At 45.5% G+C, this 13,989-nt stretch carries 18 protein-coding genes; 13 read left to right on the plus strand and 5 right to left on the minus strand.

The features are described 5' to 3' along the window. The first annotated feature begins 48 nt into the window (after positions 1-48). A complete protein-coding gene (locus QUB68_RS16450) occupies positions 49-2,970 on the plus strand; it encodes a sensor histidine kinase (protein WP_332994357.1) in 2,922 nt (973 codons plus the stop codon). 178 nt (positions 2,971-3,148) lie between these two features. Here QUB68_RS16450 and QUB68_RS16455 read toward each other — a convergent pair whose 3' ends face one another. After that, on the minus strand, positions 3,149-3,607 hold the full coding sequence (locus QUB68_RS16455) for an ABA4-like family protein (protein ID WP_332994359.1): 459 nt from the start codon (positions 3,605-3,607) through the stop codon (positions 3,149-3,151). A 194-nt stretch (positions 3,608-3,801) separates the two neighbouring features. Between QUB68_RS16455 and QUB68_RS16460 the strand changes: the two genes are divergently transcribed. Then, positions 3,802-4,815 carry a leucine-rich repeat domain-containing protein gene (locus QUB68_RS16460; protein ID WP_332994360.1) on the plus strand — a complete coding sequence of 338 codons (1,014 nt, stop codon included), beginning with the start codon at positions 3,802-3,804 and terminating at the stop codon, positions 4,813-4,815. A 309-nt stretch (positions 4,816-5,124) separates the two neighbouring features. Here QUB68_RS16460 and QUB68_RS16465 read toward each other — a convergent pair whose 3' ends face one another. Continuing rightward, entirely contained in the window at positions 5,125-6,624 is a 1,500-nt protein-coding gene (locus tag QUB68_RS16465; protein ID WP_332994361.1) for a phytoene desaturase family protein, read from the minus strand. A 70-nt stretch (positions 6,625-6,694) separates the two neighbouring features. Here QUB68_RS16465 and QUB68_RS16470 point away from each other — a divergent pair, with 70 nt between their 5' ends. The 5 genes from QUB68_RS16470 to QUB68_RS16490 all read left to right on the plus strand — a co-directional run bounded on the left by QUB68_RS16470 (position 6,695) and on the right by QUB68_RS16490 (position 10,633). Next, positions 6,695-8,407, plus strand: a complete 1,713-nt coding sequence (locus QUB68_RS16470; RefSeq protein WP_332994363.1) for a hypothetical protein — start codon at positions 6,695-6,697, stop codon at positions 8,405-8,407. Between the two features lie 117 nt (positions 8,408-8,524). Next, positions 8,525-9,520, plus strand: a complete 996-nt coding sequence (locus QUB68_RS16475) for a pentapeptide repeat-containing protein (RefSeq protein WP_332994365.1) — start codon at positions 8,525-8,527, stop codon at positions 9,518-9,520. Between the two features lie 96 nt (positions 9,521-9,616). After that, complete coding sequence (locus QUB68_RS16480; RefSeq protein ID WP_332994367.1) at positions 9,617-9,751, plus strand: hypothetical protein; 135 nt, start codon at positions 9,617-9,619, stop codon at positions 9,749-9,751. 233 nt (positions 9,752-9,984) lie between these two features. Continuing rightward, positions 9,985-10,305, plus strand: coding sequence for a DUF433 domain-containing protein (locus QUB68_RS16485; RefSeq protein ID WP_332994368.1), 321 nt, complete (start codon positions 9,985-9,987; stop codon positions 10,303-10,305). Continuing rightward, entirely contained in the window at positions 10,298-10,633 is a 336-nt protein-coding gene (locus QUB68_RS16490; RefSeq protein ID WP_332994371.1) for a DUF5615 family PIN-like protein, read from the plus strand. Before QUB68_RS16485 ends, QUB68_RS16490 begins: the two co-directional genes overlap by 8 nt. Positions 10,634-10,742: 109 nt before the next feature. On the opposite strand, the gene QUB68_RS16495 is transcribed toward QUB68_RS16490, so the two are convergent. The 3 genes from QUB68_RS16495 to QUB68_RS16505 form a co-directional block, all read right to left on the minus strand. After that, positions 10,743-11,033, minus strand: a complete 291-nt coding sequence (locus QUB68_RS16495) for a type II toxin-antitoxin system RelE family toxin (protein ID WP_332994373.1) — start codon at positions 11,031-11,033, stop codon at positions 10,743-10,745. Then, positions 11,011-11,214, minus strand: coding sequence for a hypothetical protein (locus QUB68_RS16500; protein WP_332994375.1), 204 nt, complete (start codon positions 11,212-11,214; stop codon positions 11,011-11,013). Before QUB68_RS16500 ends, QUB68_RS16495 begins: the two co-directional genes overlap by 23 nt. 90 nt (positions 11,215-11,304) lie before the next feature. Then, positions 11,305-11,601 carry a hypothetical protein gene (locus QUB68_RS16505; RefSeq protein WP_332994377.1) on the minus strand — a complete coding sequence of 99 codons (297 nt, stop codon included), beginning with the start codon at positions 11,599-11,601 and terminating at the stop codon, positions 11,305-11,307. Between the two features lie 363 nt (positions 11,602-11,964). Between QUB68_RS16505 and QUB68_RS16510 the strand changes: the two genes are divergently transcribed. The 6 genes from QUB68_RS16510 to QUB68_RS16535 all read left to right on the plus strand — a co-directional run bounded on the left by QUB68_RS16510 (position 11,965) and on the right by QUB68_RS16535 (position 13,930). Beyond that, positions 11,965-12,264 (plus strand): type II toxin-antitoxin system HigB family toxin, encoded by a 300-nt coding sequence (locus QUB68_RS16510; protein ID WP_332994380.1) that lies wholly within the window; start codon positions 11,965-11,967, stop codon positions 12,262-12,264. Further along, positions 12,248-12,652, plus strand: a complete 405-nt coding sequence (locus tag QUB68_RS16515) for a helix-turn-helix domain-containing protein (protein ID WP_332994383.1) — start codon at positions 12,248-12,250, stop codon at positions 12,650-12,652. The genes QUB68_RS16510 and QUB68_RS16515 overlap by 17 nt, the downstream gene beginning before the upstream one ends. 77 nt (positions 12,653-12,729) lie before the next feature. Continuing rightward, positions 12,730-12,882: a hypothetical protein gene (locus QUB68_RS16520; protein WP_332994385.1), complete on the plus strand. Its 153-nt coding sequence runs from the start codon at positions 12,730-12,732 to the stop codon at positions 12,880-12,882. A 166-nt stretch (positions 12,883-13,048) separates the two neighbouring features. Then, on the plus strand, positions 13,049-13,291 hold the full coding sequence (locus QUB68_RS16525) for a hypothetical protein (RefSeq protein WP_332994388.1): 243 nt from the start codon (positions 13,049-13,051) through the stop codon (positions 13,289-13,291). A 103-nt stretch (positions 13,292-13,394) separates the two neighbouring features. Next, positions 13,395-13,739, plus strand: a complete 345-nt coding sequence (locus tag QUB68_RS16530) for a hypothetical protein (protein ID WP_332994390.1) — start codon at positions 13,395-13,397, stop codon at positions 13,737-13,739. After that, positions 13,736-13,930, plus strand: a complete 195-nt coding sequence (locus QUB68_RS16535; protein WP_332994392.1) for a hypothetical protein — start codon at positions 13,736-13,738, stop codon at positions 13,928-13,930. Before QUB68_RS16530 ends, QUB68_RS16535 begins: the two co-directional genes overlap by 4 nt. The last annotated feature ends 59 nt before the right edge of the window (positions 13,931-13,989 follow it).

Below are 13,989 nucleotides of genomic sequence, written 5' to 3' on the forward strand. Positions count from 1 at the left end.
TTTAAGTGGGTAATTGGAAATTGGACAAAGGTGCGGGGAAGCTGGGAAATGGGGCAGGAGCAAAGACCGAAGGATTCAGACGAACAAATCGCGGGGCTGGAGCGCGTTCTCCAGACTCTCCGAGAAGAGGAGAATGTGGAAGTGCTGCTGGAAACCACGCTCGGTTACTTGCAAGCGGAATTTGATTGGCGGTTGATTTGGATCGGGTTGTACGATCGACAGGCGCACCGATTGTTCGGAAAAGGCGGCATGACTCCTAACGGCGATTTGTCTTTTCTCAAACAGCGGTTTGCTCTGAGTCCGGGGGATTTGCTGGAACAAGTGGTGATTCAACTGCGGCCGGTGGGAGTCCCGGATTTGCGATCGGAAAACAGGGCCGGAGAATGGCGCAAAGCAGCTCAAACTTTCAATATTCAAGGCACGACTCTGTTTCCGCTGCGCTACAAAGACCGCTGCTACGGCGTGATTTTGCTGGGGACTGAGGTGTGGGGAGCGTCGCCAAATTCGGGGGAAAAAACGCAGTTGGCGATCGTATTTGGAGCGCTAGCAACTGCTCTTTATCAAATAGAAAAAGATTGGCAGCGACAACAAGTCAAACACCCGGACGAGTCTTTGTTAGCGCTGATTTCGCAGTTGCGGGAATTGCGATCGCTCGACCAATACTTGGAAGCGGTAGTGGAACAAGCCCATGAATTTATCGAGCCGACGCGCACCAATGTTTATTGGTTCGAGCGAGAGCGGCGCTATTTTTGGCGCCGAGTCAGCAACCGCCAAGTTGCTCCGGGTTTGGGCCTGATCCGACCGGCTTCGGGTATCACTGTCCAAGACTTGGGAGAATTTTATCAGGCTTTGGCGAGGGAAGAAATCGTTTGGATCGGTGAATCTCATAGTTCTCTGAAAACTGAGCTGACGGGGCGGTTGATGCAGCAAATCCGCGCTCGCTCTCTGTTGGCGGCGCCGATTGTTTTAGAAGGGGAATTGTTGGGATTTTTGGCAGTGGAGGCGAGCGATCCCCGGATTTGGCAAGATAATGAAAAACATTACCTGCGGGGAGCGGGGCAGTTAGTGGCTTTGACGGCTCCTCTGTCGGAGATGGAGGAGAGGATTGAGCAAATTGAGATCGATCGAGATTTAACTGCTGGCATCGCTCGCGCCATCTACAGCGATGCTGACTGGGAGGCGACTTTGAAAAATACGGCTGAGCAGTTGTGCTCTCGGCTCAAGTGCGAATACTTTTTGCTGTTGCTTTACAGGGAAGAACAAAATCGCTTTGAAATTGTCTCCCAAAATCTGCCCCGCAACCGCAGGCCAGTACCCTCGCCGCTGGGGGCTCTCGATGCGGCTGACGTGGGGCTGCTGGACGATCGCGCGGAACCTCTGGCGATCGAAAATTGGGAGGAAGACGGGCGGTTGGGGGCTTGGCGGGAAGTGCTCGCGGAGGCGGGGGTGCGATCGCTTTTGGCATCCAGCACTCGGGGGAAAAAGTCCGAGCGAGAAAACCCCAATCGCAAATCGCAAATCGCAAATCGCAAATCGATCGAGGGTTTGCTGGTTGTCGGGCACAGCGCAACTCGCACTTGGAGAGGCTCGGAGCGAGAATTAGTTCGGGTAGTCAGCCAACAGTTAGGATTGATCCTGCATTCCTGGCAGCAGAGTTCGGAAATCGACAAATATCAGCAATTTGAGCGATCGATCAAATCGGGTTTGGCGGTTTTGCAGCAATCAGGCGAGCAGCAATCTGGACAACAGAAATCTGCTGCTTCGCCGAAGATGTTCCCAGAGTTGCCGCTGCAAAAGCTCGATCGCAACTTTGCCCAACACGTTTCTCTGACAATGAACAGTCCTTTAGTCGCCGTAATTACTTGGAATCCCGGCCAGGAGTCGGGTTCAATCTCTGCGGTGGTAGCTGCCAATCCCGTATTTGCCCTCAATCCCGAGGCTGTGATTCCTGTCCAAACAGATCCTTTGATCCAACAAACCCTGGTGGTTAACGGCGTGCTGCAACAGAGCATGAGCGAACTACCGCTGGCGACGAAGCGGTGGCTCCGCAGTCCGGGAATTGGCGAAATTCTGGCGGTGGCGCTGCGGACATCCCCAGAACACGCTCCTGTGGGCATTGTGGTGGTTGCGGACGCTCAGGGCCGCCAGTGGTCGGAGTTGTCCGTGAATTTACTGAGCTCGATGGCGTCTCAGTTGGCTTGGTGGCGCAGGTATTTGGCGGTGCAATCGGCCCAGGAGTCGCAGCGATCGGATCTGGAGCTGCTCAACTGGTACAAGCAGCGCCGTTTTGAGGATTTTTACCGCACTGTGGGAGCGGGGGTGAAGGAGTTGGGGGAGTTGAGCCAGTCGATTTTGCAGTCGGCGAAGGAACAAAAGGATGCTCTGAAAACTTTGCGCTACCAACAGGTTTTGCGGCAAATTGGCAATGCTTTGGGGTCAATTCATTTGGTGCTGAAACAGGAACAGTGGCGGCTGCAATTCGCACAAGATGCGGTGCCTGTGAGCGCTTGGTTGAGGCGATCGCTCGATCGCACGGCCCCCCTGGTCAAACAGTCGGAAATCTTGCTGGAAGTGAACAGAGAGACTGCTGTGTCGCTGCCCGCTGGCCAGACTTTGAGCGTTCGCGCCGACAGCATCAAGCTGGATTTGATTCTGTGCGAATTGCTGGCCCAGGCTTGCAGGCGCTCTGGAGTTGGCGACAAGATTGAGATTCGCTCGGTGCTTTTGGGGGAAGATTTGCTAGAGTTGTCTGTGATTGATAGCGGTCGAAAGTGCGATCGACAGTTACTTGCTGCTTTCAACGGCGGTTCCGGGCCGGATATATTGGCTGTTGTGTCCAATAGGTCGATCGTCCAAAATCTCTTAATTTGTCAGCGGGCGGTACGCTTAATGGGGGGAGACTTTTCCTTAGAAATATTAGAAAATAATTTAATTGTGGTTCGTTTAGTTCTGCCGCTAGCTACGTCTTAAAATTCTGTATGGGCGAGTTCACTCCTAGTGATAGTTATTGTAGGGTGCGTCAGGGGGAAATTTTTTAATCTTTGGTCACAACATTCAGCCCTGACGCACCCTACTAAATACAATAGCTATATTTAGAGTTTTTGCGTCCAAGGGACGATTAACCTCCAAGGTATTGAAAACACTTTCTCTAAACCGACGGAGTAACAGTTGCCGCCACATCCGAACTCGGGAAAAACCTGTCAGTAATCCAAGCAGTTAGAATATGAGAAAGCAATCCCATCGGCCCAGCAAACAAACATAAAGCCAAAGAATGAACCGTCCAAACTCCTGTCCGCTGTCCTTCCAAATAAATCCAGCGCCCTACAAACAAATCCATCACTAAAAAATGAATCCATCCCGTAGCCGCCGCCGTTTCCTCCCCCAGAAACTTAGCAATATCTGCTAGCTTGGGATTGGACAAAGCCGCCGCATTTTCGGGAGTGAGACTGCTACCAAACAAATATATGTACAAGACGGCCAGTATCGCAAACGGAATCAAGGAATTCATCACTCTTCGGGTAATTCCCCAGTTGGGCAATAAAATCATAATTGCCCAGAAAGGCAAAACGAACAGATTACCTGCATTGAAGATTAGTTCGGGCGTCATAGTTGGCTCTTGGCTCCTGCGAATGAATGCGATTAAGGCTGTTAATATTACTTTACACAACTTTTGCTAAAATTTATCAAAATCAGCAAACAATCTAATTCACAAATTCAATAAAATTGTTATACTTATCGCAAATCTAGGACTTATACATGGGTGGCCAGCCATGAAATCTCAAATCGCCAAGCTAAAATCGCATGAGTACAACTTATAATAACTTTATCGATTGGTGCCAGCACAAAGACAATCTCTCTCCCGGCGCAAAACGTACCGTAGATATATTGTTACAAATATCAGAGACTGCCGAGTGTGATCGAGCCAACCAACTGCTTTCTAGTATAACAGAACTCAACCTCAAACAACTGCAACTTAGCGACATCAGTCCTCTCTCATCTTTTACTCAACTTACCAGTCTCATCCTCGACGGCAATCAAATATCCGATCTCGCTCCCCTGCAATCTTTAACCAATCTAAAAACTCTGGTGATGGATGTCAATCAAATATCAGATATCAGCCCGCTTTCATCTCTCACAAATCTGACTAGACTCGTTCTCGATACCAATCAAATATCAGACATCAGTCCCCTGGCGCCTCTAAGTAATCTTGCCGAACTAATCTTGTTTGACAACCAAATTTCTGACATCACTTCAGTGCAAGCGTTAACTAACTTAAAGGCGCTGATCCTCTACAAAAATCAAATTGCCGATCTCGCTCCTCTGGCAAATCTAACTGAACTTCAGACACTCTACCTTTACAAAAATCAAATATCAGATATCAGCCCGCTGGCTGACTTAAAAAATCTGAGCACGCTGTTTCTGTTCGAGAATCAAATATCTGACCTGAATCCGCTGAAAGCCTTGACTAACTTAAAAAAACTGGTTTTATTTCAAAATAAAATATCGGATATTAGTCCTTTGGCAAATCTAACTAATTTAGTTGAACTCAACCTCGGCAACAATCAAATCTCAGACATCAGTCCGCTGAAATCGTTAACTAATTTAACTCAACTTTATCTGTTCAATAATCCGATTGCCGATAGCAGCGCGCTGCAAGCTTTGAATAACTTATTTTTGTTGGATTTGTACAACAATCAAATCTCTGATATCAGTTACCTGCAATCTTTGCAAAAGTTAACGACGCTGGACTTGCGCGGCAATCCGATTGTTGATAAGATTTGTCCGGTCAATCCTGAATCAATCTGTCGGTTTTAATTCTTAAGGTGGTGGCGAAATCTGGGTGTGTATGATAAGCTATCCAACATCAGTATCAGGAGAAAGTGATGAGCGCACACGATGCTTTGATGTTGGGATTGCTGCTGTTGCCCGGTTTGGCTTTGTCGATCGCAGTTATGGGCGCTTTTGCCGCTGGTGGATAATCGGTTTTTAACATAATACAGTTCAGATAGGACGTACGGTTGAAACCACCCATTCTTCAACCCACGGAGGTGGGTTTTGTTTGTATAGACGCGGTTTCAACCGCACGGTTTTCTTTGGCAAAACCTTCTCCTTTTATCTACAAATTTACAAGAATTGTGCTGTGACATCGGAATTTACCAGGGTATTCGCGCACAAAATACCCGATGCTGCGACGGCGGGAACGCCGATTCCGGGCATGGTGCTGTCTCCCACCCGATACAAGCCTTCGATCGGGGTTTGCGGCCCGGGAAATGTGCCTTTTCCGGCGGCGATTGCAGGCCCGTAGGTTCCTTGATAGCGGCGCAAATATCGGGCGTGGGTTAGGGGTGTGCCGATCGACTCCAAGACTATTCGCGATCGCAAATCCGGTATAATTCTTTCTAAAGCTTTAAACAGAGATTGCGATCGCCCTTGTTTTCTTTCCTGATAACCTTCGCCGTATTCCCAACCTGCGTAAGGTTCCAATGTATAAGCGTGAATCGCGTGATGTCCGGGCGGCGCGAGATTTGCATCCCACACTGTCGGAATCGAAATCATGCAGGTATTTCCGGGTACTGTAATGTCAATCTTGCTGTCATGAATGACAACGTGGTGGCCGGTCAACCCTTCAAGTCCTTCGGCTTTAATTCCTAAATGCAGGTGCATGAAACTGTCTACTGCTGGCATCGATAAGGCGGTTTTTCGGTAGCTTGCTGGCAAATTTTCAGGCCGCAGTAACTTTGTATAAGTATCCCAAATTGTGGCATTGGAAATGACAATTGGAGCGCGGATAATTTCGCCATTTTGCAAGCGAACTCCCGTAGTTTTGCCGGATTCAACTAATATTTGCTCGACGGGAGTTCCCAATCGCAACTTTCCGCCCCAGCGCTGCAAGCCTCGAACTAAGGCATCGACGATCGCACCGCTGCCTCCTACAGGATATTCGATCGCCGATCGCGATCGTTCGCCAATCATAAAAGCGATTTCCGGCGCGACAGTTCCGTGCGCTTTCAAGCCCGATAGCAAAAAGCACTCCAAATCGATCAAACGTCGCACCCAAGGGTCTTGTACGTCCCGATCCATCAAGGTACCGGCTGAACTGGCGATCGCCCCCAATGACGGTAACAGCTTCAGCAAAGCTGGCGAGTACCGAGACAGCAACACAGGTATCAACTGCCAGTCGGATCTCAACGCTAAAGCCGGAATCCCACGCAAAGCTTCATACAAAACTAATAAATTTTGTTGAAATTGCTGCAATTCTACAGCGCCTTGCGGTGCGAATTTTGCTACAGCATCTAAGTAATTTCTCGCGTTAGCATAAACTGGTAAACTTCCCTCAGGAAAATGGTAATGCCCCAGCGGGTCGTAGGCAATTGCTGCGATCGATTCATCCAAAATATTCAAAACTTGCCGCAAAGGATTCAACGACTGGCGATCGGTCAAACCGCAATAAAAAGAAGGCCCCGAATCAAAGTGAAATCCCCGGCGCGAAAAGCTGTGAGCCGCCCCGCCCGCTATGGTGTGGCTCTCGCAGACGAGTACCCGCTTGCCGTAGCGAGCCAGCATCGAACCCGCCACTAAGCCGCCAATGCCGCTGCCAATTACGATCGAATCAAAGTCTTGCATTTATCAAATGTGGTATAATTGTGTTATTTATTGCTGACTGTGGGCAGGGTATTTTTTTGGGAGGAAAACTATGAAAGCTTTATCTATTTTAGATGAAGTTGTAGGCGAATTAGAACAAGATGTCAATCTCTCGCGGATTAAAAAAATATTATTTTTTGCTTGTAAAGAGTGTTGGGAAAACGATCCGGCCCAACTCGCCAGCGCAGAGCTAGGGAAATTAATCGAAGAACTCTGCGCTAAATATAGCAGGTTAGAAGATATTGAAACTGTTTTAAACAGTATAGTTGCCAAGGTCAATAAAAAAACCGAGTACGCTTTAGTGGCAGATCAAATCGTCTGCCAACTGAGCAGGCTTTACGAATACGAAGATTTCACAAAATTAGAAACAAACATATCTAATTTTGGCGGATACGAAGCACCTGCATTTGATGACCACTTCAGTTCGGAACTGCCAGCAGGGGAATCGCACGAAAAAGATCCGGGAAATCTATTTGATGTCAGAGAAAAAATTTTACAGCAAACAAATCCGCTGAGAGCGAAAATTCTCATTTTTTCTACTCTTTATCACGAGTTCACTTTTAGCGATCGCGACTGGCTACTGTTAAAAACTCAAGAACTTGACACTCTGCTGCGCCAACTGTTTAATGTCTGCGGCAGCCTAGCCGAACTCGAAACTCAGCTTTACAGAACTGCCGGCAATCTCGACAACACAGACGAATGCGACCAAGCCGCTAGCGTGATTATCAAAGCAATGAATCCTTGTTACGCAAAGTTGCAACAGGAAGAACGCGATCGAGCCGAAGATTCGGCTACCGAAGATTCTGCTACCGAAGATTGCGATCAGACGCATTTAAACAGTGTTTACGGAGAGAGCGAGCAAGTTGACAGACGCAGCGATTATTTTGATGCGGGCGACATTACTCACATCATTCAAGCTGCTCCGACTCACTATCATTATGACCCCCAAAAGAGTTACTTAGTGCCGGACACGGCAGAAAATATACAGTTTAAAGAACCCGAAACCAGCAGCAATAATTCTCCGACCGATTTCAGACAGGAATTGGTAGAAACATTCCCCGTCCCAGTCACAGAAATGCCGACTATTATAGAAACTTTAAACCCGGCAGCTCCTGTTACTATAAATATTAGCGATTCCATCAAACACAAGTTGGGACTGGAAGAAGAAAGGAAAGGATTAGTTAGTCAAAGTGCTAACTCCGCAATTGCCCAAATAGAAAAGATATTTAGCGAGTTAGAAGCGGGTTTGAATGGCAAATTTTCTACAGAAAGTCCAGAGGAGCGTTTGTACGGGAAATATAAAAATCTCAGAGATTATCTAGGAAAAGTTCAGGGATTTACAGACAAATTAATGGAAATCCTGAGCGAACTGGAGTCAAAACAAAGCGGGATCTCTCCTTCTGAAAGACAGGAGAATATTGCAGAAAATACTTCAACAACACAGCAGCCAACCTCTAGCCAGAAACCAAATCAGTATCAGCTTGTTGAAATGGCAAAACAAGGTCAACCAAAGGCGATCGCCCTATTGATCAATCAATTGTTACAGCCCAAGGGAATTACTGCTACAGCCGGATTTAAAGACGGTTGGCTCCACGTCATTCTGGAGTCTGCCGAAGTACCAAGCCAACAGGCTACAGCTATATACATTCACAAAAAACTGTGTACTTTAAAATCACAATCTCTGACTAACGTGAAAATTCACGGCCGGCAGTTAGGCAACAAAACAGTCGCTTGGACTCAAGAATTTGTGAATCAAACTCATTAAATGCCAAGGCTCAACTCTGGGGCTACAAAAACTTTAGTCCCTCTATAAGAGACTATAAAAGCCATAAATTTCTAAATAGTAAGTAGATTTTCCCCAATAATTAACAACCGCAAAAATATGAATGCTAGCGAAATTTTAAGGCGATATACATCAGGAGAACTAGATTTTCAAGGTATGAATCTGAGAGGCGTTCACCTGAGCGGTGCGGATTTAATAGGCGTTAATTTAAGCAGTGCAGACCTCTGGGGTGCAAACTTAACGATGTCGTACCTGAGCAGAATTAACCTTCAGCGCGCAAATTTAACTAATGCTAAGTTGTGCGGTGCTAACTTAAACCAGGCAAACTTGAGCGGAGCAAATTTGTCCGATGCAGACTTCCACGGAGCTACTTTGCAAGGTGCAGACTTTCGCAAAGCCAACATCTCTTTGGCAGTTTTTATCGATGCAAATTTGTCCGATGCAGATATGCGAGGCGTCAATTTACAAGGTGCAGATTTGCGCGGCGCCTGCTTGCGCGGTGCAAATTTACGCAAGGAGCAGCGGATTTTTGAGGGTGCAAACTTGCGGGGTGCAAATTTGCAAGGTGCAGATATGCGCGGCGTCAATTTGCAAGGTGCAGATTTAACTAAAGCTAATCTCAGTCAAGCGAATTTGACTGAAGCATCTCTGCGGGAAGCAAATTTGACTCAGGCAAATTTGAGCGAAGCTATTTTACATGGCATATTTTTGACCGAAGCAACTCTGGTAGAAACAAATTTTTCCTGGGCTGTCATGACAAATGCTAAGTTGGAAAGAGCTGTGTTAATTGATGCTGAATTAGCTGGTGCTAATTTGCGCGGTGCATTTCTTGCTGATGTTAAGTTGAGCAATGCTAATTTAGTGATGGCTGACTTGAGTCGTGCTAATTTGGTGCGGGCTGATTTGAGTCGTGCTAATTTTAATCAGGCTAATTTGAGTGAAGCTGATTTGACTGATGCTTACCTGGCTAGAACTGATTTGCGGGATGCAATTTTGCACCGCACAACTTTGATTAGGGCTGATTTGAGCACTGCTAATTTAGCGGGAGCTCAATTGCGAGGTACGATTATGCCCAATGGAGAATTGCACGGGTAAAACCATGTTAGATTTTAGATATGAGATTTTAGATTTTAGATTGAGAAATCACTGTAGTGCGATCGATTAACCAGCAACTATCGGAAAATTTGATATATGCTAATTCAGAAGATCCTTCAAGAACTACAAGACATCCCCGAAGACAAACTGGCAGAAATCTACGATCTGATTCACTACTTTCGTCTCGGATTAGGACGAGAACAGCTACAACCCGCACCCCTGGTTTACTGAGGGGACAACTCGGTGATGCTTTTTTTGAGCCGTTACCATTCGAGGAACTCGAACAATGGGAATAAGCTACCTTATCGACACCCATATCCTGCTGTGGTGGCTCTTTAGATGGACGGGGATGGACGCGGATGGGGGAAAGCTGTACTTTTGATGGTAATAGCAATCTACCTGAGTCTGTTTGTGCTAATCTTAAAAGGCGATCGACATTACTAATTAACAGTTTTTAATGCTTTATGTCTAAGCAATCAGTCATTACAGAACATATTGAAATTACTCCCGGAGTGCTTGGCGGTAAGCCACGCATTGCTGGTCATCGAATTGCAGTAGCACAAATTGCTGAGATGTATCTGAAGATGGGAGAATCTATAGAAGATATTGCTAGGGACTATAATTTATCGCTAGCCTCGGTTCATGCAGCAATGGTTTATTATTACGATCATCGAGAAGAAATTGACTGCCGTACTGCGATGGGAGATGCTTTTGTCGAAGAGTTGAAGCGTAACAGTCCACCCTCTCCTTTGCAGGAAAAGTTGAGGGCAATTAGAGGTGAGTGAACGCATTCGCTTTCATTTGGATGAGAATGTTAAATCGGCTGTGGCGCGAGAGTTGCGCCGACGATCAATTGATGTTACAACAACTATTGAGGCCCGATTGCTTGCTGAGAGTGACGAATTGCAGTTAGCATTTATCTGTGCACAAAAGCGGGTAATTATGACTCACGATGATGATTTTTTAACGATCGCTAGTCTTAGCAGCGTGCATCCAGGTATTGCTTATTGTAAGCAGGGGACTCGTTCGATCGGACAAATCATTGAAGGTCTAGTTTTGATTTATGAAGTGTACAAGCCTGACGAAATGGTTGGGCGTGTTGAGTTTTTGTGAGAAATGGTAAGGTCGATCGCACTTTTGAACCGCAGAGACACGCGGATGAATGTGCAGGGGGAAAGGACGAATCGCACTTAAGCCAATGAAAGGTATCTGGAAAACAGATTTATGGTGGAAAGTAGCGATAAATATCTTTCCGGTGGAGAACCCTCACAAAAGTAATAGTCTCGCCATCAAAATAAAAACCTATTCGATAGTCGCCAACCCTAAGCCGATAGGCATTGTCATCGCTTTTTAATTTTTTTAAGTTAATAATTGTCTGTAAATCAGTAACATTGGGAATTTCCTCAAAAACGATCGCTTTGACTTGCTCAAAGACAGGCGCACTTTTAAGAGCTTTTAAATCCTTTAAAAAACTGGGAGATATTCGACTTTCATTCTTTTTCGAGTTCGACAAGTGCTTCCTGTAAACTTAACGGCTTTTCATCTTTTACTTGGCGCATAGCTTGGAGAAGTCCTCTATCTTCGATCGCCTCTAGGAGATACTGATAGTCGGTATAGTTGAGAATGACTTGACTGATGTTGCCTTCGGTATCGAATATTAATTCTTTGGCAAGTGGATAGTCTTCTATTTTCATAGATTTTGATGGGTTGGAGGGAATGATGTTTCTATTTTAACAACGCGCTCCTAAATCGGGACGGACAATTCACCACTCGCGCCAGAGTTTCTAAGGGTGAGGTGTAATTGCAATATCGGCATACTCCGAAAAGTCACCTAAATCGTGTACTTCACCTTTAGCTGCTTGTTGCAGACCTCTTTGGACTGAGGCTAATGCTTCGGGGTTTTGCCACAACCACTGTTCGCGATCGGGTATATTGGCGATCGGGTCTAATAAAATTTGTCCGGCTTCGTTGACGAGCACGCGATACTCTGTTGATTTGGTTTCGATGTTTAAACTGAGTTGTCCTTGTCGGTCTGTGCTGATTGAGTTTTTAATAATCCAAAACTGATCTTTAGCTATCATAAATTTGTGTGATATTGCATAAGAGGGAGTTTTAGTTATTATAACAAATTAGATTTTGTTTGTCTATTCTAATGAAGTTGAGGCTGATTCCCTACGGGATAGCTGCGCTCGCGCGTACTTTTGAACCGCAGATACACGCGGATGGACGCGGATGGCGGAAAGGGATCTCGCACTCAGGTAGCAGTTGGACAATAAAACCTACATCTAGGTTGTTTAATCGTTAATTTTTGTCATTATTGCAAAATATACTGACTGATAGTTTGAGTTATTGAAGAGCTTCTATAGCGCTCGGCACATCCACTCTTGACAAAATAAATTGGTTTAGCTAAGATGGAATTTAGTTGAAATTGCCAATAATAGCAGGTGCACATAATCAGCTATCGGCGAGTGCGTGAATATAGCGAAAGTCATCCTGATTGTCGGGAAGTATTAGATAACTGGTTTAAAATTGCTACGAAAGCCAAATGGTCAAATTTAGTTGAGGTGCAATCTGTTTTTCCTAAAGCAGAAGCAGTTGGAGGTTTTACCGTTTTTAACATCAAAGGCAACAATTATAGATTAATAGTTAGTATCGATTATGAAAGCCAATTGATTTATATCAAATACATTCTTACTCATGCTGAGTATGATAAGGAGAACTGGAAAAATGACCCTTATTTTTAATCCAGATAAATACACAGAGTTATTGTCTCAGTATCAGCCGAAAATCATTAGAACAGAAGCTGAGAATGAAAAGGCTTTGGCTATTGTGGAAGAGTTAATGCACCGTCGAGATCGCACTCCAGAAGAAGATGAGTTGTATGAATTGTTGATTGCATTGATTGAAAAATTTGAGCAAGAATATTACGCACCGGGTGTCACAGCTACCCCTAATTCATTGTTGCTATTTTTGATGGAACAGCGCTCGCTAAAACCTGCGGATTTGGTGGGAATTGTTGGCTCTGAAGAAGGAGTGTATGCTTTGGTTAATGGTGAGCGAGAGATCGGCAAAGAGCAGGCTGTGATTCTGGGTAGTTTTTTTTATGTAGAGCCGAGTTTGTTTGCTAATTAGGCTTTTTAAGGGCAGATAGAAGGATAGATTAAGACCGATCGCACTTTTGAACCGCAGAGACACGCGGATGGACGCGGATGGGGGAAAGGCCAATCGCTCTTTTTGACGAAAGGGCGATCGCTCTTTTGAACCGCAGATACACGCTGATGGACGCGGATGGGGGAAAGGCCGATCGCACTTTTGAACCGCAGATACACGCGGATGGGGGAAAGGGCGATCGCTCTTTTTGACATAAGGGCCGATCGCACTTTTGAACCGCTGATGCACGCTGATGGACGCGGATGGAGGGAAGGCCGATCGCACTTTTGAACCGCAGATATACGCTGATGGACGCGGATGGGGGAAAGGGCGATCGCCCGAAAACTGTGATAGACTGGGAAAAATATCTAGGGTAAAATGATGGCATCAAAAACAGCCGTTACTTTAGAAGAAGTTCTCAATTTTGTAAAGCAGCTAAAGCTGGTGGACAAAGTGCGTTTGATTGAGCGAGTTGCTCCCCAAATTGAGCGGGAATTGGCACAAATTCCTGTACACCGCAAGTCATTACGGGGTTTGTGGCGGGGAGTTGATATTAGTGAGTCAGACATTGCTGAAGTTCGCCGTCAAATGTGGGGAGACTTCCCGATGAAGGATATTTAAGGTCTGAGGCTGTAACTGATTCCCATGCTTTAATTTGGTATCTTGAAGATTGTACTATTTTAAGTTAAAGTTAATGGTAATAATATACGGCAGGGGTATAATTATGGCTGATTTACCATCACAAATAACTGAAACTATCAATCAATTAAAACAGCAGGCGTTAGACATTGTTAATGAAGCTTTAGCTTTAGAATTAACCATTTTTCAAGCATTTGGAGAGACAGAGGCAACGATGGCGGCACTAGATGAAATGAAAAGTGCAGCCGAAGACGCTGAATCTTCCTATTCTCAACTGTCTACTATCCAGCTTCAAATTGCCAAGGCTCAACCTGTCACTTCGGCTGATATGCTACAATTACTAGAACGAGCTATAGCACGAACCCAAGCGAGGATTCCGGCGCTGGAGCGTAGTATTGAAGAAGTTAAAATGGAATATAACTTGCCATGAATAAACAACCGCGCATCCCCGATCCAGAAACATCTAAACGCTTGCTTGCTAACCTCCACCGAACTCGCATGGAAGTTCAAGAAGTCAATTTAGAATTAGGAGAAATTAATGCGATGCTGGCAGAGCAGCTTCGTCTGCAAAAATTGCAGCGAGTCAGGCAATCGCTCACTCGATCGACAGCAGAGTTGTAAATAAATTTGATTTATGAAGTGTACAACCGTGAAAAGATGGTTATAACTGTTGAGTTTGT

The organism is Microcoleus sp. A006_D1 (genome assembly GCF_036702805.1).
Taxonomy (GTDB): Bacteria; Cyanobacteriota; Cyanobacteriia; order Cyanobacteriales; family Microcoleaceae; genus Microcoleus.